The 22,483-nt window shown below is 71.0% G+C and carries 22 protein-coding genes; 5 read left to right on the forward strand and 17 right to left on the reverse strand.

The annotated features are described in order from the left end of the window. Positions 1-135: 135 nt before the first annotated feature. From ABZU46_RS21540 to ABZU46_RS21565, 6 genes are all read right to left on the reverse strand, one after another. Positions 136-1,203 carry a BMP family ABC transporter substrate-binding protein gene (locus ABZU46_RS21540; protein WP_354860524.1) on the reverse strand — a complete coding sequence of 356 codons (1,068 nt, stop codon included), beginning with the start codon at positions 1,201-1,203 and terminating at the stop codon, positions 136-138. 278 nt (positions 1,204-1,481) lie between these two features. Then, complete coding sequence (locus ABZU46_RS21545; RefSeq protein WP_354860485.1) at positions 1,482-1,829, reverse strand: hypothetical protein; 348 nt, start codon at positions 1,827-1,829, stop codon at positions 1,482-1,484. A gap of 68 nt (positions 1,830-1,897) precedes the next feature. After that, positions 1,898-3,712 (reverse strand): glycoside hydrolase family 13 protein, encoded by a 1,815-nt coding sequence (locus ABZU46_RS21550; protein ID WP_354860487.1) that lies wholly within the window; start codon positions 3,710-3,712, stop codon positions 1,898-1,900. After that, positions 3,709-4,515 (reverse strand): ABC transporter permease subunit, encoded by an 807-nt coding sequence (locus ABZU46_RS21555; RefSeq protein WP_354860526.1) that lies wholly within the window; start codon positions 4,513-4,515, stop codon positions 3,709-3,711. Before ABZU46_RS21555 ends, ABZU46_RS21550 begins: the two co-directional genes overlap by 4 nt. Positions 4,516-4,631: 116 nt before the next feature. Then, on the reverse strand, positions 4,632-6,260 hold the full coding sequence (locus ABZU46_RS21560; RefSeq protein ID WP_354860489.1) for an ABC transporter permease subunit: 1,629 nt from the start codon (positions 6,258-6,260) through the stop codon (positions 4,632-4,634). Next, positions 6,260-7,507: a maltose ABC transporter substrate-binding protein gene (locus tag ABZU46_RS21565; RefSeq protein ID WP_354860491.1), complete on the reverse strand. Its 1,248-nt coding sequence runs from the start codon at positions 7,505-7,507 to the stop codon at positions 6,260-6,262. The genes ABZU46_RS21560 and ABZU46_RS21565 overlap by 1 nt, the downstream gene beginning before the upstream one ends. A gap of 198 nt (positions 7,508-7,705) precedes the next feature. Between ABZU46_RS21565 and ABZU46_RS21570 the strand changes: the two genes are divergently transcribed. From ABZU46_RS21570 to ABZU46_RS21580, 3 genes are all read left to right on the forward strand, one after another. Beyond that, positions 7,706-8,752, forward strand: coding sequence for a LacI family DNA-binding transcriptional regulator (locus ABZU46_RS21570; protein ID WP_354860493.1), 1,047 nt, complete (start codon positions 7,706-7,708; stop codon positions 8,750-8,752). Positions 8,753-8,825: 73 nt separating this feature from the next. Further along, positions 8,826-10,448 carry a glycoside hydrolase family 13 protein gene (locus ABZU46_RS21575; RefSeq protein WP_354860495.1) on the forward strand — a complete coding sequence of 541 codons (1,623 nt, stop codon included), beginning with the start codon at positions 8,826-8,828 and terminating at the stop codon, positions 10,446-10,448. A 137-nt stretch (positions 10,449-10,585) separates the two neighbouring features. Then, positions 10,586-10,711, forward strand: coding sequence for a VOC family protein (locus ABZU46_RS21580; RefSeq protein ID WP_354860496.1), 126 nt, complete (start codon positions 10,586-10,588; stop codon positions 10,709-10,711). A gap of 9 nt (positions 10,712-10,720) precedes the next feature. Here ABZU46_RS21580 and ABZU46_RS21585 read toward each other — a convergent pair whose 3' ends face one another. The 7 genes from ABZU46_RS21585 to ABZU46_RS21615 form a co-directional block, all read right to left on the reverse strand. Further along, the gene (locus tag ABZU46_RS21585) at positions 10,721-11,158 is read right to left on the reverse strand and encodes a hypothetical protein (RefSeq protein ID WP_354860498.1); all 438 of its coding nucleotides are present in this window, start codon (positions 11,156-11,158) and stop codon (positions 10,721-10,723) included. 107 nt (positions 11,159-11,265) lie between these two features. Continuing rightward, positions 11,266-11,778, reverse strand: coding sequence for a hypothetical protein (locus ABZU46_RS21590; RefSeq protein ID WP_354860499.1), 513 nt, complete (start codon positions 11,776-11,778; stop codon positions 11,266-11,268). 107 nt (positions 11,779-11,885) lie between these two features. After that, positions 11,886-12,272, reverse strand: coding sequence for a GntR family transcriptional regulator (locus ABZU46_RS21595; RefSeq protein WP_354860500.1), 387 nt, complete (start codon positions 12,270-12,272; stop codon positions 11,886-11,888). Continuing rightward, the gene (locus tag ABZU46_RS21600; protein ID WP_354860502.1) at positions 12,272-13,195 is read right to left on the reverse strand and encodes a YhjD/YihY/BrkB family envelope integrity protein; all 924 of its coding nucleotides are present in this window, start codon (positions 13,193-13,195) and stop codon (positions 12,272-12,274) included. Before ABZU46_RS21600 ends, ABZU46_RS21595 begins: the two co-directional genes overlap by 1 nt. A gap of 79 nt (positions 13,196-13,274) precedes the next feature. Further along, on the reverse strand, positions 13,275-13,844 hold the full coding sequence (locus ABZU46_RS21605; RefSeq protein WP_354860503.1) for a 2'-5' RNA ligase family protein: 570 nt from the start codon (positions 13,842-13,844) through the stop codon (positions 13,275-13,277). 25 nt (positions 13,845-13,869) lie between these two features. Continuing rightward, a complete protein-coding gene (trpS, locus tag ABZU46_RS21610; RefSeq protein WP_354860505.1) occupies positions 13,870-14,895 on the reverse strand; it encodes a tryptophan--tRNA ligase in 1,026 nt (341 codons plus the stop codon). Between the two features lie 33 nt (positions 14,896-14,928). Continuing rightward, positions 14,929-15,969 carry a hemolysin family protein gene (locus ABZU46_RS21615; protein ID WP_354860507.1) on the reverse strand — a complete coding sequence of 347 codons (1,041 nt, stop codon included), beginning with the start codon at positions 15,967-15,969 and terminating at the stop codon, positions 14,929-14,931. A gap of 191 nt (positions 15,970-16,160) precedes the next feature. Here ABZU46_RS21615 and galE point away from each other — a divergent pair, with 191 nt between their 5' ends. Together galE and galK are read left to right on the forward strand one after the other, a co-directional pair. Continuing rightward, positions 16,161-17,144, forward strand: a complete 984-nt coding sequence (galE, locus tag ABZU46_RS21620; RefSeq protein ID WP_354860508.1) for a UDP-glucose 4-epimerase GalE — start codon at positions 16,161-16,163, stop codon at positions 17,142-17,144. Next, entirely contained in the window at positions 17,141-18,310 is a 1,170-nt protein-coding gene (galK, locus tag ABZU46_RS21625) for a galactokinase (RefSeq protein WP_354860510.1), read from the forward strand. The genes galE and galK overlap by 4 nt, the downstream gene beginning before the upstream one ends. Positions 18,311-18,577: 267 nt before the next feature. On the opposite strand, the gene ABZU46_RS21630 is transcribed toward galK, so the two are convergent. The 4 genes from ABZU46_RS21630 to pth form a co-directional block, all read right to left on the reverse strand. Then, complete coding sequence (locus ABZU46_RS21630; RefSeq protein ID WP_354860511.1) at positions 18,578-19,894, reverse strand: GTP-binding protein; 1,317 nt, start codon at positions 19,892-19,894, stop codon at positions 18,578-18,580. Next, entirely contained in the window at positions 19,894-20,805 is a 912-nt protein-coding gene (cysD, locus tag ABZU46_RS21635) for a sulfate adenylyltransferase subunit CysD (RefSeq protein ID WP_354860512.1), read from the reverse strand. The genes ABZU46_RS21630 and cysD overlap by 1 nt, the downstream gene beginning before the upstream one ends. A 65-nt stretch (positions 20,806-20,870) precedes the next feature. Next, complete coding sequence (locus tag ABZU46_RS21640; protein WP_354860513.1) at positions 20,871-21,701, reverse strand: inositol monophosphatase family protein; 831 nt, start codon at positions 21,699-21,701, stop codon at positions 20,871-20,873. Between the two features lie 135 nt (positions 21,702-21,836). Further along, positions 21,837-22,427 (reverse strand): aminoacyl-tRNA hydrolase, encoded by a 591-nt coding sequence (pth, locus tag ABZU46_RS21645; RefSeq protein WP_354860515.1) that lies wholly within the window; start codon positions 22,425-22,427, stop codon positions 21,837-21,839. Positions 22,428-22,483 lie beyond the last annotated feature (56 nt).

A 22,483-nucleotide genomic window follows, 5' to 3' on the forward strand; every position in this document is an offset into this window, starting at 1 on the left:
CCGGCCGGCCCCGGGGGCGCGCTTCGCGCCCGCGCGGCCCCCCGGGGTGGTCACCCGCGGGCCGGAGCGGCCGGATCGGTCGTACCTGTACCCCGCCGCTCCTGCGATGATCTCACCGGAGGGGCCGGGCGGTTGTCACTTGGTCGGCTGGGCCTTCGAGGTGACGGTGATGGTGCCGGCGGCGATGTCCGCCTTGATCTTGTCAACCTCGGTCTTCAGCTCGGCCGGAACCTTGCCGTCGAAGTCGTGGTACGGGGCGATCGAGACACCGGTGTTGGCCAGGGTGCCGACGAAGCCCGGGTTGGCCTGCAGCTTCTCGCCACCGGCGGCCTTCACCACCGCCTCCTTGACGGCCTCCGGGATGTTCTTGACCACGGTGGTGATGATCGCGGCGCAGTCCGGGGTGCTCTCGCAGCCGTCGACGTCCACCCAGATGGTGCTGTACTTGCCGCCCGAGGCCTTGGCCGCGGCGGTGGTGCCGAGGCCGGAGCCGCCGGCGACCGGCATGATGATGTCCGCGCCCTGGGCGACCAGCGCGTCGGAGACCTTCTTGCCCTCGTCCTGCTTGGCGAAGTCGTTGGTGAAGGAGCCCTTCTGGGTCTCCTTGTTCCAGCCCAGCGCCTGGACGTTCTTGCCCTTGGCGGTGTTGTAGTACTTCACACCGTCGACGAAGCCGTCCATGAAGATCGTCACCGGCGGGATCGGCAGACCACCGTAGGTGCCCACCTTGCCGGTCTTGCTCATCCCGGCGGCGAGGTAGCCGGCCTGGAACGCGGCCTGGGCGGTGTCGAACTGCATCGGGTAGACGTTGGCGTCACCCGGGTTGGCATCGACGATGCCGAACTGCTGGTTCGGGTTCGCCTTGGCGATCTTCGAGGTGGCGTTGGCCATCAGGCCGCCGACCGCCAGGATGAAGTCGCACTTCTGGTTGACGAACTGCGTCAGGTTCGGCTCGTAGTCGGGCTCGGACTTCGACGCGACGTACTTGATGTCGATGTTGTCGTTGGCGGCCTTGGCCTCCTGCAGACCCTTCCAGGCCGAGGTGTTGAACGACTTGTCGTCGATGCCGCCGACGTCGGTCACCATGCAGGCGCTGTACTTCTTGGCGCCACTGCCGGCGTTCTTGTCACTATCGGGGGCCTCGCCACACGCGGCGGCGCTGAGCACGAGCCCACCTACCGCGAAGATCGAGGCGATCCGCATCCCACGCACCGAGCGCAAGACGTCTCCTTCCCATTGCACACCGCGCCTAGTGCGGTGGCAGCCCATCAGCCGACCTGCGGGTGTGCCGCCGGCTGTCCCACGTTACGGACGGGAGCGTACGCCCGCGCCCACCCACCGGCCGACAATCGTGCACGACTGTTGAGCGCCTGTTACCCGGGTGTAACCCTTGCGTGGGGCACATCACTCTTCGTGCTGGTAACCGAGCATCGAGGCGTCCCGAACGTCCGGTTCGCGGAGGTCATCCCCTCCGCCGGACGTTACCGCCAAAAGACCGCGACCGCCGCGTTGACCAGGGTCAGGCCGACGATCGCGAGGAAGTGGCCGCGGTTGACCACGTCCCGCTTCCGGGAGAAGAAGACCATGACGAAGATCAGCAGCGCGATCACCAACTTCGTCACAAGTTTCGCCGGGTCCGGCTCGTTGTCACCACCGCCGCGCAGCGGCGCGGAGAGACCGAGCCCGGTCAGCAGCTGGATCCCGGCGCCCCAGAGCATGGCGGAGTTGATGCGCAGCTTCCCGCTGACGTACTGCGCGATCGAGCCGCCGAGCAGCAGGGCGAAGCCGATCAGATGGACATAGAGGAGAATGAGTCGCAGTGCTTCCACGCCGCCCATCCTCCCCCATCAACGACAGTTCGTAGTAGGGGGTCGGCCGGTCGGCGCGTCGAGCCCGGTCACCACAGCCGCCACACCTGGAAGGTGGGGCCGTCGCCGGACAGGGTCGACACCCCGTCCGGCCCGGGCCGGAGCGCGGACGCCCCGCCGTACACGTTGTCGGCGGCCGGCAGCCCGGTCAGCCGCACCGGCGTGCCGGGCGCCCGGCGGGCCAGCACCAGCACCGAGCCGGCCGGCGCCTCCCGCAGGAAGACCAGCGTGTCCGGGTCGTGGTGCAGCCACCGCAGACCGCCGTGGCGCAGCGCCGGCTCCGCGCGACGCAACGCGATCAGCGACCGGTACGTGGCGAACGTGGCGGCGTCCCAACTGCCCGGCCGGCGCCACGGCATCGGGGTACGCGAGGACTCGCCGTTCGTGCCGGTCAGCCCCAGCTCGTCCCCCGCGAAGATCATCGGAGTGCCGGGCATCGTGGCGAGCAGACCGGCGGCCACCTCCTGCCGGGCGGCGTCGCCGACCACCGTCCGGATCCGCGCCGAGTCGTGCGAGCCGAGCAGCTGCCAGGAGTGCACGTACGAGCGCCACGAGACCAGCGACCGGTACGCGCCCATGGTGGCCAGCACCGCTTCCGCGTCCCGCCGGGGCACCCCGCCCGGGGTACCGAGGAAGTTCGGCACCGGCTGGTCGCCGTGGCGCAGCCAGGACCAGATCGGGTCGGTGAAGCCGACGTAGTTCATGGTGCCGTGCCAGCCATCGCGGTCCAGGTCACCGGTGTGGTCGTGGCCGTGCTCGGCCATCAGCAGGGCGTCCGGACGCTCCCCGACGACCACCGAGCGCAGCAGCGCCGCCACCTCGTGGGTGTACGCGTCGACGCCCCGCCGGCCGGTCATGTTCGCCACGTCGACCCGCCACCCGGAAAGGCCGTACGGCGGGCGCAGCCAGCGGCGCAGCGCGGCGTCCTCGGCGGTGGCGAAGCGACGGCGCAGGTCGACGCTGCCCCAGTTCAGCTTCGGCAGCGACTTGACGCCGTTCCAGGACTCGTACGAGCCGGAGCTCTCGTCGAAGTAGTACAGCCCCCGCTCGGGCGCGCGCACGTCCGAGGAGGCCGACGCGAACCAGTCGTGGCCGTCGCCGGTGTGGTTGCTGGTGATGTCGCCGAGCAGCCGCCAGCCCCGGGCGCGTACCGCCTCGGCGAGGCGGGCCAGCGCGGCGTCCCCGCCGAGCAGCGGATCGACCCGGTCGAAGCTGGCCGCGTCGTAGCGGTGGTTGGAACGGGCCGGGAAGATCGGGGTGAGGTAGACGGTGTTCACCCCGAGCCGGTCCAGATGGTCCAGCCGCTCGGTGATCCCGTCCAGGTCGCCGCCGTAGAACTGGTACGGCGTCTCGGGGCCCCGCCCGATCACCGGGGTGTCCCAGTCGCACGGGATCGCCCAGTCCGGCAGCGGCCGATCATCCGCCGCCGCCGAACGGGCGAACCGGTCCGGGAAGATCTGGTAGATCACCGCGTCCCGTGCCCAGGCCGGCGGCGCGGCGCGGGTGACCAGCTTGAAGTCGCCGTGGTCGGGCACGTCGTGGTCGGCCACACCGGCGGCGGTCAGCCACCGGGGACCGTGCCGCCCGGAGAGCAGGAAGCGGTAGTTGCTCACCGGGTTGCGCGCCTCGACCTCGGCACGCCACCAGAGGACGTCGCCCTCGGCACGGTCCACGGTGGCCGCACGGAAGTGTGGCTCACCGTCGCCGGTGGTCCGCACGTGCACCTGCCGGACGTCGGCGCCGGCCGGAACCCGGACGAAGACGTCGACGGTCTCGCCGAGCGTCGGCTCCTGCTGCGGGACGTAGCCGACGGATCCGTCGTGGTGCGGCTGCGGCGTGGTCATCCCTTGACCGCTCCGGCGGTCAGGCCGGAGACGATGTAGCGCTGCAGGAGCTGGAAGACCAGCACCGTCGGGATCGCGGTGAGCAGGGTGCCGGCCGCGAAGATCCCGAAGTTGTTGTTGCGCTCGTTGCCCTGCAACAGGCCGTACATGCCGACCGCGAGGGTCTTCGAGTCGCTGCTGGTGAGGAACACGTTGGCCATCAGGAACTCGTTGATGGTGCCGATGAACGCCAGCAGCCCGGCCACCGCCAGGATCGGCGCCACCAGCGGCAGCATGATCCGGAAGAAGACCTGGGCGTGCGACGCGCCGTCCATCGTCGCCGACTCGTCCAGTTCCCGGGGCAGGGTGTCGAAGAAGCCCTTCATCAGCCAGGTGTTCACGCCGAGCGCCCCACCCAGGTAGAGCAGCAGCAACCCCCACGGGGTGTTGAAGCCGATCGACGGCCACAGGTCGGTGATCGTGCCGAAGATCAGGTAGATCGCCACGATCGCCAGGAACTGCGGGAACATCTGGATCAGCAGCAGCGACAACAGCCCCACCCGCCGTCCCCGGAAGCGCATCCGGGAGAAGGCGTACGCGGCCAGCGCCGACAGGAACACCGACGCGAACGAGGCCACCCCGGCGATCAGCAGGGAGTTGAGGAACCACCGTTCGAAGGCGGTCCGCTCGAACAGCCCGCTGAAGTTGCCGAGCGACACCCCGTCGGTGGGCACCAGCTCGCTGGTGGAGAGCGTGCCGAGCGGATTGAGCGCGGCGGAGAGCACGAATACGATCGGGAAGAGGCTGAACAGCACGGCGAGCATGGCGACCAGGTGCCGCCAGCCGACCTGGGCGAACCAGCGGTTACGCCGCCTACCACTGATGTTCCGGTTCGCGGCCGGGCGGCCGGCCGTGTCGCCGGTACGCGCGGTGAGGGTGCTCACGAGTACACCTCCTCCTGCTTGCGGGTCCGCCGGAAACTGACCGCCGAGACGACGGCGACGATGGCGAAGATGAACAGCGAGATCGCGGCGGCGAAGCCGAACTGCGCGCCCTGCCCGCCGAAGGCCAGCCGATAGGTGTACGTGATGAGCAGGTCGGTGGCGCCGTTGGTCGGGTTGTCGGCCGGGAAGGGCGCGCCCTCGGTGGTCAGGTAGATCGCGTTGAAGTTGTTGAAGTTGTACGCGAACGACGAGATCAGCAGCGGAGACAGCGCGACCAGCAGCAGCGGCAGGGTGACCGCGCGGAAGGACTGCCAGGGCGACGCCCCGTCGACCGACGTGGCCTCGGTCAGCTCCCTCGGGATGGCCTGCAACGCGCCGGTGGCCACCAGGAACATGTACGGGTAGCCGAGCCACAGCTGCACGAGGATGACCGCGAAGCGGGCCGTCCACGGTTGGCCGAACCAGTCCACGTCCAGCCCGAACAGGTTATTGATCAGGCCGAAGTCGGCGTTGAACATGTCCCGCCAGGCCAGCAGCATCGCGAACGACGGCATGGCGTACGGCAGGACCAGCAGCACCCGGTAGAGGTTGGTGCCCCGCATCCGGGGCGAGTGCAGCACGAGCGCGATCAGCATGCCGAGCAGGAACGTGCCTGCGGTGGAGGCGATGGCGAACGCGAAATTCCAGATCAGGGTGCCCAGGAACGGGCCGGAGATGTTCTCGTCGGTGAGCACGCGGGTGAAGTTGCGCAGCCCGACGTTGATTTTCCAGCCCTGGGCCAGCCGCTCGCCGTCGGCGGCGACGAAGGCGCCCACCTCCTCGTCGGCGGTCCAGGTCTGCCCGGTTCCGGTGTCCCGGACGCAGTCGCAGCCGGCGTCGTACGCCCGCACCGCCTTGCCCTCGTACGCCCGGGACAGGCCGCTGGACCGCAGCGCGCCACCGGCGGTCGGGACGACCAGGTCGGTGATCTCCTTGCTGCGGGCGCTGGCCTGGCCGAAGTTCAGCACGGTGTAGCCGTCGGCGGCGGTGACCTTTCCGCCCGTGCCGACGGTGACGTCGGCGGCGTCGAGTCGGCGCAGCCCGCCCGCGTCGCCGGCGGAGACCGCCCCGGTGGTGGGGTCGGTGACCAGGAAGACCAGTGGCGCGGTGGCCGGGTCGCCCTTGGTGGCGACCGACAGGGCGTACTCGGCGGAGCCGGGCACCTGGGTGACCGACGAGGTCTGGATCGCGACGATCGCCTCGTCCTTGCTGCCCCGGTGCCCGTCACCGAAGTTGGTGAAGGCGGTGCTCGCCGTGTAGAGCACGGGGAACACCTGGAAGGCGATGAGGAACAGGGTGCCTGGCACCAGGTACTTGGCCGGGATGTGCCGCCGGGTGAGGTAGAGGTAGAACAGCCCGGCGGTGGTCGCCGCCAGCAGGGCCAGGCCGGCCCATTTCTCCCCGTCGATGAGCGGGAATGCCGCCCAGAGGGCGATGCCGGCGGTGAGGCCGAGCAGGAGCACCTTGCCGGCGAGGCCGGTCAGGGTGATCGGCGCGTGGTCACGCGAGCGCGGGGGTCGGGAGCCGACGGGCCCCCGGCCCGGGGTCTGCGTGGCAGACCCCGGGCCGGACAGCGGCGTACTCATTACTTGATCTGGCCGGAGATGGTCTTGCCGGCGGCGGTGATGGTGCTGGTCGGGTCGGCCCCGCCGATGACGGCGGCCTCGGCCTTGCCGAACGGGTCCCAGATGGCGGCCATCGCCGGGATCGCCGGGAGCACCTGGCCGTTCTTGCCGGCCTCCTGGAACTTCGCCAGATCCGGGTCACTGCCCTTGACCTGGTCGAGGGCGGCGGTCAGCGCCGGCGGCCGGGGCTCGGCGTTGTAGAGCGCGACGGCCAGCTCGGGAGTGGTGGTGTAGTTGGCGACGAACTCCTGGGCCAGTGCCTTGTTCTTGCCCTTGGCGGCGACGTAGAACGCCTGCACACCCACGAACGGCTGGGCTTCCTTACCGCCGGCGAAGCCGGGGATGGCGGAGATGTCGTACTTGACGTTGGCCTTCTTGACGTCGGCGATCGCCCACGGCCCGGAGACCAGGTACGCGCACTTCTTGCCGGTGAAGGTGGCGATCGAGTTGGTGTCCGCGATGGAGCGCTTGAGCACGCCCTCGCCCTTCTCGCCCAGCGCGCTGATCTTCTTGAACGCCTCGATCGACGCGGGCTTGCCCACGCCCAGGTCCTTCGGGTCGTAGTCCCCGTTGGCTCCGGTGCCGAAGAGGTAGCCGCCGGCCGAGCTGTAGAGCGGGTAGATGTGGTACGCGTCGCCGTTCTGGCCGACCTGGAGGCAGAGCGTCTCGGTGGCCTTCTTCGACGCCTTGAGCTGCTTGCCCGTGGCGACCAGGTCCTCGATGGTCTTCGGCGCCTCGGGGGCCAGCTCGGTGTTGCGGATCAGCGCCAGGTTCTCCTGCGCGTACGGCACACCGTAGAGCTGACCGTTGAAGGTGACCGCCTTGATGGCGGTCGCGTTGAACGCGCTCTTCTGCTCGGCGGCGAGCTGCACGGGGTCGATGGCGCCGTTCTGCACCAGGTTGCCGATCCAGTCGTGCGCGCCGACCACCACGTCGGGGCCGCTGCCCTGCTGCGAGGCGGTGACGAAGTTGGTCTGCAGGTCCTTGCTGACGGCCTGGACCTCGACGGTGACGCCGTTCTCCTGGCCGAACTTCTCGGCGAACGGCTTGAGGGCAGCGGTGCGCTTGTCGTCCGCCCAGATCACCAGTTTGCCGCCGGCCGCCTTGGGGGATTCCTTCGCGGCCGGCTTGTCGCTGTCGCCACCACAGCCGGAGGCGGCGAGCGCCAGGGCGAAGAGGGCGACCACACCCGCGGTACGGATGCGCATCGGTACTCCTGTCGTCATGGCGGATCCGCCGGGGGAAGGACGGTCCGCCAGTGGGAAAACTGAAAGTTTTTGCCAACCGGCGCAGCGATGCTGCGCCGCTGCTCGCGTATGTTGCGGGGACGTTAGCAAGAGGTTGCAGATAATGGAAGGGCTTGCAGAGAGCCCCGCAAGAACTTGCCGGTGGGCTAAAGTGCCGCCATGCGCGCTCGACTGTCCGACATCGCCCAGCAGGCCGAAGTCAGCGAGGCCACGGTGTCGCGGGTGCTCAACGACCGCCCCGGCGTGGCCCCGGAGACCCGACAGGCCGTCCTCACCGCCCTCGACGTCCTGGGCTACGAGCGACCGGCACGACTGCGCAAGCGCAGCGCCGGCCTGGTCGGCCTGGTGGTGCCCGAGTTGGACAACCCGATCTTCCCGGCGTTCGCGCAGGTCATCGAGTCGACGCTGGCGCAGAGCGGGTTCACCCCGGTGCTCTGCACCCAGACCGCCGGCGGCGTGACCGAGGACGAATACGTGGAGATGCTGCTGGACCGGCAGGTCTCCGGGATCGTCTTCGTCTCCGGCCTGCACGCCGACACCGCCGCCAACCACGACCGCTACCGGGCGCTGATCGCCCGGCCGCTGCCGGTCGTGATGATCAACGGGTACGTCCCCGGCATCGGCGCCCCCTTCGTCTCCTGTGACGACCGGGAGGCCGCCGACCTGGCCGTGGCCCACCTCGTCGCGCTCGGGCACCGGCGGATCGGCCTGATCACCGGCCCGGACCGGTTCGTGCCGGTGCAGCGCAAGGTGGCCGGCTGGCGGGCGGCGATGACCCGCCTGGCCGGCGTCGCCGAGGCCGACCTCGGCCCGCTGGCCGAGCTGACACTGTTCGGTGTGGAGGGTGGCGAGGCGGCGGCCGGCCGGCTGCTCGACCGGGGCGTCACCGGCCTGGTCTGCGGCTCCGACCTGATGGCGCTCGGTGCGGTGCGGGCGGCCCGGCAACGCGGTCTGACCGTTCCGGGCGACCTCTCCGTGGTCGGCTACGACGACTCACCGCTGATGGCCTTCACCGACCCGCCGCTGACCACGGTGCGGCAACCCGTCATCGCCATGGCGGTGGCGGCGGTCCGGGCCCTGGTGGACGAGATCAACGGGCACGGCGCCCCGCACTCGGAGTACCTGTTCCGCCCCGAGTTGGTCGCGCGGGGCTCGACCGCGGTCGCCCCGGCAGCCGTGCGGTTTCCTTACGCAAGATCTGCTTGACTCTTGCAGAGGCGGGCGGCATATTGCTCAGACAGCCGCGCCCGAGCCTGAGACAGACGGGGAAACATCACCAATGACCGTCAGCACCATCACCCCGCCCCGCACCGACGACGACTGGTGGCGCTCGGCGGTCGTCTACCAGGTCTACGTGCGCAGCTTCGCCGACAGCAACGGTGACGGCGTCGGCGACCTCGCGGGCATCCGGGAGCGGCTGCCGTACCTGCGCGACCTCGGGGTGGACGCGCTCTGGCTGACCCCCTTCTACACCTCCCCGATGATCGACGGCGGATACGACGTCGCCGACTACCGCGACGTCGACCCCCTGTTCGGCACCCTCGCCGACTTCGACGCGATGATCAGCGACGCGCACGCCCTCGGCCTGCGGATCATCGTCGACCTGGTGCCCAACCACACCTCCAGCGCGCACCGCTGGTTCGTCGACGCCCTCGCCGCCGGCCCCGGCTCGCCCGAGCGGGCCCGCTACCTCTTCGCCGACGGCCGGGGCGAGCACGGTGACCTGCCCCCCAACGACTGGGAGAGCATCTTCGGCGGCCCGGCCTGGACCCGGATCGCCGACGGCCAGTGGTACCTGCACCTGTTCGACCCGGCCCAGCCGGACCTGAATTGGCGGCACCCCGAGGTCCGCGCCGAGTTCGAGGACGTCCTGCGGTTCTGGCTCGACCGGGGCGTGGACGGCTTCCGCGTCGACGTGGCCCACGGCATGATCAAGGCCGAGGGTCTGCCGGACGTCGGCTTCAGCACGGCGACGACCGGGCAGCGCCAGGTCGACCTGCTCGGCAAGGCCCGCCTGCCCTACTTCGACCAGGACGAGGTGCACGAGATCTACCGCGCGTGGCGACCCATCCTGGACAGCTACCCCGGCGGTCGGATGGCGGTCGCCGAGGCGTGGGCCGAGACGCCGCAGCGGCTGGCCCGCTACATCGGCCCGGACGAGCTGCACCAGGCGTTCAGCTTCGACTTCCTCGACGCCACCTGGTCGGCCGACTCGTTCCGCAAGGTGATCGACACCGCCCTCGCCGAGGCGACAGTGGTCGGCGCGCCCACCACCTGGGTGCTGTCCAACCACGACAAGCAGCGGCACGTCACCCGCTACGGCGACGGCGCCGAAGGGCTGCGCCGGGCGCGCGCCGCCAGCCTGCTGATGCTCGCCCTCCCCGGCAGCGCCTACCTCTACCAGGGCGAGGAGTTGGGCCTGCCCGAGGTTCTCGACCTTCCCGACGAGCTGCGCCAGGACCCGGCGTTCCTGCGGACCGGCGAGAGCCGCGACGGCTGCCGGGTGCCGATTCCGTGGAGCGGTGAGCTGGCGCCGTACGGCTTCGGGCCAGCCGGCAGCGAGCTGAGCTGGCTGCCCGCCCCGACGACCTGGGACGCCCTGTCGGTCGCCGCGCAGGCCGGTACGCCCGACTCGACGCTGGAGCTGTACCGGGCCGCCCTGCGTATTCGTCACGAACACCCGGCGCTGGCCGTCGACGCCGGCGAGGTCACCTGGTTGCAGGCCGAACCGGGCGTGCTGGCCTTCTCCCGCACCGCGGGCACCACCGCGCTGACCTGCGTCGTCAACCTCAGCGGAGCGCCCGTGGCCCTCGACGGGTACGGCGAGCTCATCGTCGCGAGCGCGCCGCTCACCGATCGCCTGCTGCCCGTCGACGCGGCCGCCTGGTTGGAACGGCGCTGAGCGGGTAAGCCCAACTCGACCTGGTCGTCCGTCGTGCCCCGCGCCAACGGGCGACTGGGCTACCGGCCCCTTGTGGTGGGGGGTGAGGTGCACCGGCGTCACGCGGAGTCCACTCCGCGCGGCGCCGGTGTCCGTGTGTGACAGGTGGTGTGCCCCGGTGCACGGCACGTCGACTCGGCCAGACCGAGAACGAACGGTTCACCGTGCTCGCCGACCCCGAGGGCAACGAGTTCTGCGTGCTGGACGGGCCGCCGACCCGCTGAGCGGTCGCGTCACTTCGCGGTGAGCAGCGCCGCGATCCGGGTGAAGCCGGCGCGCACCTCGGCCTCGTCCGGCGGCTCGGCGGGCTCACCGTGGCCCGCCTCGTCGGCCGCCGCGTCCAACTCCTCGTCGATCACGTCCTCGAAGTCCCCGTACAGGTCCGCCCCCTCGACCTGCCGGGCCTCGTCCTCCGCGGCCACCTGCGCGGCGGCGATCTCGCTGCGGATCTCGTCGGCCGACAGCGCCGGCAGCAGCGGCTCGACCACGGCCATCAACTGCTCATCGGCCACCACCGCCTCGGCCAACGCCAACGCGTGCGGCCGTTCGTACGGCCCGCAGACCACCGGCTCCCACTCGTCGAGGTCGCCCAGCGGCCCGAAGGTGATGATCCACGGCAGGCCGAGCATCGGCGAGTCGGCCGGCAGGTCCAGTGTCATGAGTGCGCCCACGGGCTCATCATGGTCCGCGAACGCGAGCATCGGTGCCGTTCTGTTCAGTTACCGCCCGTCCGGCGCCCGATCGGCCGTTCAGCGGCCCGGCGCTATACCGCCGCGAATCAACGCGCGTACAGGGTGAGCGCGAAGTTCTCGTCGGAATTGTGGTTGGCGTTCAGTTCGTACTCAGAGGTCCGCCGGAGCTGATAGGTCGGAGCGGAGAAGTCCACGCCGACCAGCCAGTTGAGCACCGCCTTGCGTTCCTCCGCCTTGAGCACCGGACCGATGCAGCCCTCGACCAGCGACTGCAACAACGGCCGCTGCACGGCACCACCCAGCTTGACCATGCAGAGGACCTGGGCCACCTCGTTCGTGCGGTCCTTCGAGGGCTGACCGACCGCGGCCGACAACTGGCCCTGCTTACCGGGCAGGGTCACCCGGATGATGTGCAGCGCGCCGTCCACCGTGACCGGGACGCGCCACCGCTCGGCCCAAGCGTCCGTGACCTTGCTCGGTGTCATGCCGGGGAACGCCGCCATCGGTCCGGAAGGAGTGACGGCGGGTGAGCTGTTCACGTCCTCCCCCGGGTTGCCTCTGGTGCCCTGCGAGGCGGCGGGAAGCGCTCGGGTACGCACAGCCGCAACATCGGTCAATATTGCGCATTCATTGACATCTCTGGAGCCGGTAGCCCTCGGCAACACAAGCGATAACCACGGGGGAACGTTGATCGACCTGCAGGGGCTCAGTCGTGCCGGGTGGCGTCGACGGCGGCGCGGACGAGAGCGACAGCACGGTCCGGGGGTACGCCCAGCCGCCGGGCCTCGGCGGCGTACTCGACGGCGGCCCGGTGCAGCCGGTCGACGGCGTCGTCGCGGCCGGGTGCGACGAAGGTGCCGTTGCGCCCCCGGGTCTCCAACAGCCCCGCCACCTCCAGTTCCCGGTACGCCCGCGCCACCGTGTTCGCGGCCAGCCGCAGGTCGGCGGCGAGCTGCCGGACGGTGGGCAGTCGGCTGCCCACCGGCAACCGGCCGTCGCCGATCAGCTCGGCGAGCTGCACCCGCACCTGCTCGTACGGGGGCACCGGCGAGTCGGGATCGACCGTGATCAGCACGTCAGGCACCTCCGCCATCAGCCCGCACCGCCCGGCGCACCGGGATCGGTGTCCTCGTCGAGATCCACCGGCGGGGCGCCCTCCGCCAGATCCACCACCCGCCCGCTCGTACTGGTCGCGAGCAACGCCGCCCCGAACAGCACCAGTTGGTTGAGCAGGTAGAGGTAGAGCAGCAGACCGACCGCGCCGGCCACCACCGTGTACGCCGGGTTGCGCTCGGTGCGCACCACGTAGTACCGCCCGACGGTGTTGAGCAGCGTGATGCCGATCGCCACCAGCAGCACCACCGGGCGCAGCCGGGACCGGCTCATCCGCAGCCGGGGCACCGCGAGCAGCAGCGCGGTGGCGAGCACAGCGTTGACCAGCACGCTGAGTACCGCGCTGACCGTGGTCAGCCCGACCGACCCGGTGCTGCGCAGCAGGAAGCGCAGCAGCGACTCCAACGCGTCCACCGCCGCCACCGAGAGGCCGAGCAGCACGAAGACGCCGATCATCACCCCCAGGTCGACCAGCCGCCGGACCACGAGGTTGCCGGGCTGCTGGTTGAGCGCGTACATGAGGCGCTGAGAGGAGCGGATCGCCTCCACCCAGCCGATCCCGGTGAAGACCAGGATGACCAGGCCGACCACGCCGACCGTGCCGCTGGAGTTGGCGATCTGCTGCGCGTCCAGGAACGGCAGGTTCTCCTTCAGGAACCTGGCCGCCGCCGCGGAGACCTCGTCGTTGTCCTCCAGGATCGCGCCGAAAATGGAGTACGCGACCAGAGCCAGCGCGAAGACCGCGAAGAAGCCGTAGTAGGCGATCGCCGCGGCGAGCCGCCCGGCCAACACCTCGGCGTAGAGCGCCCCGGCACGCCACACGTGGTCGAACAGGCTCGACCGGCTGCGCGCGGCACCCACCCAGCGGTCGATGCCCGCCTCGATACGGCCGATCACGTTCACGCGATCATCCTCGCCGATCTTTCACTGCCGCCGTCGCAACCGGCGCAAGAGTGCTCGCCGCCCGGCGGGTCGCCGACCGTCAGTCGCCGAGGCGGAAGTCCCGGCGGGGCTGCCACCGGGCCTGCCCGCTGTGCGAGAAGAGGGTGAACCCGTCGACCTCGAACATCGCGGAGAAGTCGGCCAGATCCTCGTACACCTTGTCCAACGCCTCGCCAGGGACGTCCTGCGCCACGGTGACGTGCGGATGGTACGGGAAGCGGGTCTGGCGGTGCAGGCCCGGCGCGGCCGCGATCGCGGCGGCCAGCAGTTCGCATTCGCTGATCCCGGCGGCCACCGCGACGAACACCACCTGCGTCACGGGCCGGAACGTGCCGGTGCCCCGCAGGTGCAGCGTGAACGGCAGATGCGCGGCGGCCACAGCGGCAAGGTGCCGCTCGACGCCCGGCAGGACGGCGGTCGGGATCTCGGTCGGACCGAGCAGCGTCACGTGTGCCGGCACCGCGAGGGGATCGCCCGCCTCGACCCGGCGCCGGGTGAGCTGGGCCCCCCACGGCTCCGGGATGTCCACCGCTATGCCGATCTGGACGGTGTCGCCGGACGGCGGCACCCCGCCACTGCGATCCACGCTCCGTGCCGCCACGTCGGCCACCGACCCGCCCACCCGTCCCGCAGCGCTATTCGCCGCGCACCGGCGGGAAGAAGCCGACCCGCTCGTACGCGGACCGCAGGGTCGCGCCGGCCACCGACCGGGCCTTCTCCGCACCGGCGGCGAGCAGCTTGTCCAGCTGCGCCGGGTCGTCGAGGTAGGTGCGCGTGCGCTCCTGGATGGGGCGGACGAACTCCGCCACGACCTCGGCCAACTCCTTCTTGAGGTCTCCGTAGCCGCGGCCGGCGAACGCTGCCACCAGCTCGTCGATGCCACGCCCGCTGAGCGCCGAGTAGATGGTCAGCAGGTTGGACACGCCCGGCTTGGTCTCGGCGTCGAAGACGATCTCCCGACCGGTGTCGGTCACCGCGGAGCGGATCTTCTTGGCCGACCGGGCCGGATCGTCCAGCAGGTCGATGATGCCGGCCGGCGAGGACGACGACTTGGACATCTTCGCCGTCGGGTCCTGCAGGTCGGTGATCTTCGCGGTGTCCTTGACGATGTGCGGCGCGGGCACCGTGAACGTCGCGCCGAACAGCGAGTTGAACCGCTGGGCCAGGTCGCGGGAGAGCTCCAGGTGCTGACGCTGGTCCTCGCCGACCGGCACCGCGTTGGCCTGGTAGAGCAGGATGTCGGCGGCCTGCAGGACCGGGTAGGTGAACAGCCCGACGCTGGCCCGCTCGTTGCCCTGCTTCTGCGACTTGTCCTTGAACTGGGTCATCCGGCTGGCCTCGCCGAAGCCGGTGATGCAGCCGAGCACCCAGGCCAGCTGCGGATGCTCAGGCACCTGCGACTGCACGAACAGGGTGCTGCGCTCCGGGTCGAGACCGACCGCGAAGAGCTGGGCGGCCGCCACCCTGGTCCGCTGGCGCAGCAGCGCCGGGTCGTGACCCGCGGTGATGGCGTGCAGATCCACCACGCAGTAGAACGCGTCGTGGGTGTCCTGCAGGGCCACCCAGTGCCGCACGGCTCCCAGGTAGTTGCCGAGGTGGAACGAGTCGGCCGTCGGCTGGATGCCGGAGAAGACGCGGGGTCGCTCGGAAACGTCGGGCATGGCGATAATTCTGTCAGCAAGCAGGCGGGGCCGTCATGACGGGCCGGCGCGTCGGCCTCGGCCGGCCGGTGTCGGGGCGCTGACCTCGCGTGGCACGCCCACGCGCCGCTGCTCCGGCACGCGGAGCGCCGACACCGCGAGTCGGGCGACCCGACGTCCGTCCAGGGCCAGCACCCGCAGCAGCCAACCGTCCGCCGGGTCCACCGGATCGGGACCGCCGTCGTCGGGCGGCTCGGCGGGTACGGGCACCTCGTCCCCGGGCAGTGGCAGCCGGCCCAGCACGGCCATCACGTACCCGCCGACCGTCTCGTACGGCCCGGCGGGCAGCGCCACGCCGGTCCGCTCGGCGAAGTCGGCGAGGTTGAGCCGGCCGTCGACCACCGCCGGCAGGCCGGCGTGCGGCGGGTCGGGGGTCGTGTCGTACTCGTCGTGGATCTCCCCGACGAGTTCCTCGATCAGATCCTCCAGGGTGACGATCCCGGCGGTTCCGCCGTACTCGTCGATCACCACCGCCAGGTGGTGACCCTCCCGGCGCATCTCGGTCAGCGCGGCCAGGACCGGCTTGCTGCCGGGCACCTGCTTGACCTCACGGGTCAGCTCACCGACGGTGACGCACGGGTCGGCGTCCGGACGCAGCAGCACGTCCCGCAGGTGCACGAACCCGACCACGTCGTCCTGGGTGCCATCGGTCACCGGGTAACGGGTGTGCGTCTCGGCCCGCACCAGCCGGGCGGCCTCGGCGATGGTCAGCCGGGCCGGCAGGAAGACCACCTCGGTGCGGGGCATCATCACCTCGCGGACGAGACGCGCGCCGGCCACCAGCACCTCGTCGATGATCCGCCGCTCGTCCGGGTCGAGCACCGTGTTCACCGCGAGCAGGTCCCGTAGCTCGGCCTCGGAGATGCGTTCCCGCCCGGCCGCCGGGCCGGCCCCGAGCAGGTCGGTGACGAGGCGGGTGGCGCCGTCGGCGGCGCGGACCAGTATCCGGGCGACGGCTCGGGCGAGCGGGCCGGGGTCGCGGCGGGGCTTCCCCCGCACGCGTCGCCGGAGCCCGGAACGGGCCGCTTCCCGCATGACAGAGATGGTAGACACCGGGTGCCCGCCGTACCGGCGATCGCGCGGAGTCATCGGCGATGTGCGGCTCTGTTTAAACGTGAGAGATTATGATGGAATGGGTTGGCGGCGTGGTCGGCTCCGGTCTCATCCGCCGCCGTAGGGTGATCACCAAAGGCCACGTCCCGGCGGGCCAGGCAGGAGGCAACGACGTGAAACTGCTCGTCACCGGGGGCGCCGGGTTCATCGGCAGCGTGGTGACCCGGATGCTGCTCGACGCGGGCCACCAGGTCGTCGTCCTGGACGACCTGCGCACCGGTCACCGCGAGGCGCTCGCTCCGGACGCGACCCACGTCGAGGCGTCCATTCACGACGCCGCCCAGATCCTCACCCCCGACGCCGGCTTCGACGGGGTGCTGCACTTCGCCGCCCTCATCGCCGCCGGCGAGTCGATGGTGAAGCCCGAGCTGTACTGGCAGACCAACACCGTCGGCTCGCTCGCCCTGATCAACGCCGTCCGCGCCGCCGGGGTGCCCCGGATGGTCTTCTCCTCCACCGCCGCCGTCTACGGCAACCCCACCGAGCTGCCGATCACGGAGACCGCGGTCAAGGCGCCCACCAACACGTACGGCGCCACCAAGCTCGCCGTCGACATGGCGCTCACCTCCGAGGCCATCGCGCACGGGCTGGCAGCCGTCTCGCTGCGCTACTTCAACGTCGCCGGCGCGCACCTCGCCGGCGACGTCGCGCTCGGCGAGCGGCACGACCCGGAGACGCACCTCATCCCGATCGCCCTGGAGGTCGCCGCCGGCCGGCGGGAGAAGCTCCAGCTCTTCGGCGACGACTACCCCACGGCGGACGGCACCTGCGTCCGCGACTACATCCACGTCGCCGACCTGGCCCGCGCCCACCTGTTGGCGCTGGACGCCGCCACCGGGGGCCAGCACCGCATCTACAACCTCGGCAACGGCAACGGCTTCACCAACCGGCAGGTGGCCGACGTGGTCCGCGAGGTCACCGGGCACCCGCTGCCGGTCGAGGTGGCGCCGCGCCGCGAGGGCGACCCCGCCGAGCTGGTCGCCTCGTCCGCGCTGGCCCGTGACGAGCTGGGCTGGGTGCCGCAGAAGCCCACCCTGCACGACATGGTCGGCGACGCCTGGGCCTTCTACCGGACGCACGTCCTGGAGCAGTCATGACCAGCCCCACCGGTGACGTCGTCGAGCGGGCCGCCGCCGGCTTCACCGACCAGTACGGCGGCCAGGCCACCGGCCTCTGGGCCGCGCCCGGCCGGGTCAACCTGATCGGCGAGCACACCGACTACAACGACGGGTTCGTGCTGCCCTTCGCGCTGCCACTGCGTACCGTTGTCGCCGCCGACCGGCAGGATGACGAGCGCTGGACGGTCTGGTCCGAGCTCTCCGACGAGACGATCACCTTCGGCGCGGACGACGTGGCCGAGCCCGGCCGGGTGACCGGCTGGGGCGCGTACGTGGCCGGGGTGGTCTGGGCGCTGCGCGACGCCGGCCACGCGGTGCCCGGCGCCCGGCTGGCGATCGCCTCCGACGTGCCGCTGGGTTCCGGGCTCTCCTCGTCGGCCGCGCTGGAGTCGTCCGTGCTCGCCGCCCTGCTCGACCTCGGTGAGCTGGACCTGTCCCCCGAGCGGCGGCCGCGGCTGGCGCAGCGGGCGGAGAACGTCTACGTGGGCGCGCCGACCGGCATTATGGACCAGTCCGCGGTGATCCGCTGCCGCGCCGGGCACGCGCTCTTCCTCGACTGCCGCGACGAGTCCGTCGAGCACATCCCGTTCGACCTGGACGCCGCCGGGCTGGCCGTGCTGGTCATCGACAGCCGCGCACCGCACCGGCACGCCGACGGGGAGTACGCCGCCCGCCGCCGCTCCTGCGAGGCGGCCGCCAAGGCGCTCGGCGTCGCCGCGCTGCGCGACGTGGCCGTCGACCAGCTCGACAGCGCACTGGCCCGCCTCGACGACGAGGAGACCCGGCGGCGCGTCCGGCACGTGGTCACCGAGGACCAGCGTGTGCTGGACACGGTGGCGCTGCTGCGCGCCGGCCGGGTCCGGGACATCGGCCCGCTGCTCACCGCCTCGCACGTCTCCATGCGCGACGACTTCGAGATCACCGTGCCGGAGATCGACACGGCCGTCGAGGCGGCGCTGTCGGCCGGCGCGCTGGGTGCCCGGATGACCGGCGGCGGGTTCGGCGGCTGCGTCCTCGCCCTGGTGGAGACTGATCGCGCCGAGGCGGTGGCGGCAGCCGTCACGGCCGCGTACGCCGAACGCGGTTTCACCGCCCCCACCACGCTCCCGGTCCTCCCCGCCCCCGGCGCAACCCGCCTGCACTGACCCCACCCCGGCCCCCCACCCCCCGGCCCCCCACTCGCTGGTTGATCAAGAGGTTTGCGTCAGTCCGAGCCCGGATTTTGACGCAAATCTCTTGATCACGAGTCGCGGCGGCGGGCGCGGGGGCGGGGGCAGGGGCAGGGGCAGGGGCAGGGGCAGATCGTGCTCGTTCATGGAAGTAGTGGCCTCGCCCGGTGGGCGAGGCCACTACTTCATGGATCGAGTGCGATCATGCCGGCGCCGAGCCGGCGAGGGCCGGGGGCGCTGGGTTTAGCTGGCTTCGACGATCATGGCGGCGCCTACCGTGCGGTTGGTGGCCTCGTCGATGATGACGAAGCCGCCGGTGGTGCGGTTGCGGCGGTACTCGTCAGCGAGGAGCGGCACCGTCGTGCGCAGCCGCACCCGGCCGATCTCGTTGAGCCGCAGCTCGTCGGCCGACTCGTCGCGGTGCAGTGAGTTGATGTCCAACCGATAGTGCAGCCCCCGCACGATTGCCCGTGCCGACCGGGTGGTGTGCTTGATCGCGTACCGGCCGCCGACCCGCAGCGGGCTGGTCTCGTCCATCCAGCAGACCATCGCCTCGATGTCCTGGGCGACCGCCGGCGCGTTGTTCGGCCGGCAGATCATGTCGCCCCGGGAGATGTCGATCTCGTCGGCCAGCCGTACCGTCACCGACATCGGCGGGAACGCCTCCGCGACCGGCCCGTCGGCGGTCTCCACGGCGGCGATCCGGCTGGTGAAGCCGGACGGCAGCACCATCACCTCGTCGCCCGGCTTCAGCACGCCGGAGGCGACCTGACCGGCGTAACCCCGGTAGTCGGTGACCGTCGTGGACTGGGGGCGGATCACGTACTGCACGGGGAACCGGACGTCGACCAGGTTGCGGTCGCTCGCGATGTGCACCCGCTCCAGGTGGTGCAGCAGCGACGGGCCCTCGTACCACGGCATGTTCTCCGACCGGGTGACGATGTTGTCGCCGCGCAGCGCCGAGATCGGCACCACGGTCAGGTCCGGTACGTCGAGCTTCGCGGCGAACGCGGTGAACTCGTCGGCGATCCGCTCGTAGACTTCCTGCGACCAGTCGACCAGGTCCATCTTGTTGACGCACAGAACCAGGTGCGGCACCCGCAGCAGCGAGCAGAGGAACGCGTGCCGGCGGGACTGCTCGACCAGGCCCTTGCGCGCGTCCACCAGGATCAGCGCCAGGTCGGCCGTCGAGGCGCCGGTGACCATGTTGCGGGTGTACTGGATGTGCCCGGGGGTGTCCGCGATGATGAACTTGCGTCGAGGCGTGGCGAAGTACCGGTACGCCACGTCGATGGTGATGCCCTGCTCCCGCTCGGCGCGCAGGCCGTCGGTGAGCAGCGCCAGGTTGGTGTACTCGTCGCCACGGGCCGCGCTGACCGCCTCCACCGCCGCCAGCTGGTCGGTGAAGAGCGACTTGGTGTCGTAGAGCAGCCGGCCGATCAGGGTCGACTTGCCGTCGTCCACGCTGCCGGCGGTGGCGAACCGCAGCAGGTCCATCGGCCGCGCCTCCGGGGTGGCCTCGGTGCCGGCAACGGCCGGGGCCACGATCTCGGTGGTCATCAGAAGTACCCCTCCCGCTTGCGGTCCTCCATGGCGGCCTCGCTGACCCGGTCGTCACCACGGGTCGCGCCCCGCTCGGTGATCCGCGTGGCCGCCACCTCCTCGATGACCTTCTCCACCGTGTCCGCGTCCGAGCGGACCGCCGCGGTGCAGGAGGCGTCGCCGACGGTGCGGTAGCGCACCTGCGCCTTGAACCGTTCCTCACCCGCGCGGGGACGGAAGAACTCGTTGACCGCGTAGAACATTCCGTCCCGCTCGATCACCTCGCGCTCGTGCGCGTAGTAGATCGACGGTAGCGGGATGCGCTCCCGGGCGATGTAGTGCCACACGTCCAGCTCGGTCCAGTTGGACAGCGGGAAGACCCGGATCGACTCGCCCGGGTGGTGCCGGCCGTTGTAGAGCGACCACAGCTCCGGGCGCTGATTCTTCGGATCCCACTGGCCGAACTCGTCGCGGAAGCTGAACACCCGCTCCTTGGCCCGCGCCTTCTCCTCGTCGCGGCGGGCGCCACCGAACAGCGCGTCGAAGCGGTGCTTCTCGACCGCGTCCAGCAGCACCGGCGTCTGGATCCGGTTGCGCATCCCGTCACCGGACTCGCGGACCAGCCCGCTGGCCAAGGCCTCCGGCACGCTCGCCACCACGAGGTGCAACCCCAACTCGGCGACCCGCTGGTCGCGGTATTCGAGCACCTCGGGGAAGTTGTGCCCGGTGTCGACGTGCATGACGGGAAAGGGAATGTTGGCCGGAGCGAACGCCTTCTGCGCCAACCGCAGCATGACGATCGAGTCCTTGCCGCCGGAGAAGAGCAGCACCGGGCGTTCCATCTCGGCGACAACCTCGCGCATCACGAAGATGCTCTCCGCCTCAAGGGCGTCCAGGTGGGAGACCCGGTAGGCCGCGGGGGACGTCATGACACTCGCTCGCTCATCCGATTTCCAGACCTTTCCGGTCGGACATGTCAAGAAGTGCGCTCAGGCTACCCGGAATGCCTCTGCAGCGCTGCAAGCAACCGGTTGGCGAGATCCTTGCGACAGACCAGCAGGTCCGGCAGGCGCGGATCCGCCTCGTTGTATCGAAGCGCAGAACCGTCGATCCGGGAAGCGTGTAGTCCGGTGGCCGTCGCCACAGCCACCGGGGCCGCCGAATCCCACTCGTACTGCCCACCCGCGTGGATGTACGCGTCCACCTCGCCGGTCACCACCGCGGCGATCTTCGCACCGGCCGAACCCATCGGCACCAGGTGCGCGCCGACGTCCTCGGCCAGGTCGGTGAGGAACACCGGCGGTCGGCTCCGGCTCGCCGCCAGGCGGATCTTGCGCTCACCGGCCGTCGCCGCCTCCACCGTCATCGGCGGGTACGCGGGCGGGTAGTCGGTGCCCAGCACCCGGTGCTGCGCCGGCAATCCCACCGCTCCGGCGACCAGCCCGTGCGGGCTCGGCGCGCTCCGCGCCCAGAGGGCGACGTGCACGGCCCAGTCCGAGCGGCCCTCCTCGGCGAACTCCCGGGTGCCGTCCAACGGATCGATGATCCACACGCGGTCCGCGGTCAGCCGGGACACCGCGCCGGTGTTCACCTCGGCCGCCCAGGCCAACCGCGAGCCCTCGTCCTCCTCGGAGAGCACCGCGTCGCCCGGCCGCCACCGCGCCAACTCCGTGCGGATCAGGTCGTGCGACACCTTGTCCCCGGCCGACTTCAGCGCGCCCGTGTCCGCGAAGCCCAACTCCGCACGCAGGTCGAGCAGCGCCTGACCGGCCCGGGAGGCCAACCACCGGGCGAACGCCCCGTCGATCATCGGAGGACTGCCCATCTGCCCGCTCCCGTCGCCTCGCCGCGGCCCGTGCCCGCACGCACCGATCGGCCGCGACCCGCGTCGCCGGTCACGGCACGCCGAAAGGCGCAGACTACCGGCCAACCGTTTCCGATCCGGTACGCCCCGCCCGGCTCAACCGCCGTGATACAGGTTCTGGGTCGGCTCCACGCCCTTGACGATCACCGACTCCACCACATCGGCGGCCCGGTCCACCAGGAAATCGAGTTCCTTACGCTCCGCCGCGCCGAAATCCGACAGCACGTAATCCGCCGGATCCTGCCGCCCCGGCGGCCGACCCACGCCGAACCGCACCCGGACGTAGTCCTTGGTGCCCAACGACTTGGACATCGAACGCAGGCCGTTGTGCCCGCCCTCGCCGCCGCCACACTTGATCCGCACCTGGCCGAAGCCGATGTCCAGCTCGTCGTGCACCGCGATCACCCGCGCCGGGGGCACCTTGTAGAACTGCGACAGCGCCGCGACCGGCCCGCCGGACAGGTTCATGTACGTCAGTGGCTTCACCAGCACCAGCTTCGGACCGCCGAACCCCAGCCGCCCTTCCGCGACCTCGGCCACCGCCCGCTTGTGCCGGCCGAACCGCGCGCCCAACCGCCCCGCCAGCAGCTCCACCACCATGAACCCGACGTTGTGCCGGTTCCCGGCGTACTCCCGGCCCGGATTGCCCAGGCCGACCACCAGCCACGGCCCCGCCTCGTCCGTCACGACCCGCCCCTCCCGCCGTCTTCACCGACTCCCGATACGCCGGCAGGCGCCCCCGA

The sequence above is a fragment of the Micromonospora sp. NPDC005197 genome (assembly GCF_040608295.1).
Taxonomy (GTDB): Bacteria; Actinomycetota; Actinomycetes; order Mycobacteriales; family Micromonosporaceae; genus Micromonospora.

Excerpts from the sequence above, each read along its gene's own strand:
- ABZU46_RS21640 (WP_354860513.1), bottom strand. The coding sequence starts at position 21,701 with ATGGGCAGTCCTCCGATGATCGACGGGGCGTTCGCCCGGTGGTTGGCC.
- ABZU46_RS21550 (WP_354860487.1), bottom strand. The coding sequence starts at position 3,712 with ATGACCACGCCGCAGCCGCACCACGACGGATCCGTCGGCTACGTCCCG.
- ABZU46_RS21555 (WP_354860526.1), bottom strand. The coding sequence starts at position 4,515 with ATGCTCGCCGTGCTGTTCAGCCTCTTCCCGATCGTATTCGTGCTCTCC.
- ABZU46_RS21560 (WP_354860489.1), bottom strand. The coding sequence starts at position 6,260 with ATGAGTACGCCGCTGTCCGGCCCGGGGTCTGCCACGCAGACCCCGGGC.
- trpS (WP_354860505.1), bottom strand. The coding sequence starts at position 14,895 with ATGCCCGACGTTTCCGAGCGACCCCGCGTCTTCTCCGGCATCCAGCCG.
- ABZU46_RS21575 (WP_354860495.1), top strand. The coding sequence starts at position 8,826 with ATGACCGTCAGCACCATCACCCCGCCCCGCACCGACGACGACTGGTGG.
- ABZU46_RS21595 (WP_354860500.1), bottom strand. The coding sequence starts at position 12,272 with ATGGCGGAGGTGCCTGACGTGCTGATCACGGTCGATCCCGACTCGCCG.
- galK (WP_354860510.1), top strand. The coding sequence starts at position 17,141 with ATGACCAGCCCCACCGGTGACGTCGTCGAGCGGGCCGCCGCCGGCTTC.
- ABZU46_RS21570 (WP_354860493.1), top strand. The coding sequence starts at position 7,706 with ATGCGCGCTCGACTGTCCGACATCGCCCAGCAGGCCGAAGTCAGCGAG.
- ABZU46_RS21630 (WP_354860511.1), bottom strand. The coding sequence starts at position 19,894 with ATGACCACCGAGATCGTGGCCCCGGCCGTTGCCGGCACCGAGGCCACC.
- ABZU46_RS21540 (WP_354860524.1), bottom strand. The coding sequence starts at position 1,203 with ATGCGGATCGCCTCGATCTTCGCGGTAGGTGGGCTCGTGCTCAGCGCC.
- cysD (WP_354860512.1), bottom strand. The coding sequence starts at position 20,805 with ATGACGTCCCCCGCGGCCTACCGGGTCTCCCACCTGGACGCCCTTGAG.
- ABZU46_RS21565 (WP_354860491.1), bottom strand. The coding sequence starts at position 7,507 with ATGCGCATCCGTACCGCGGGTGTGGTCGCCCTCTTCGCCCTGGCGCTC.
- ABZU46_RS21615 (WP_354860507.1), bottom strand. The coding sequence starts at position 15,969 with ATGCGGGAAGCGGCCCGTTCCGGGCTCCGGCGACGCGTGCGGGGGAAG.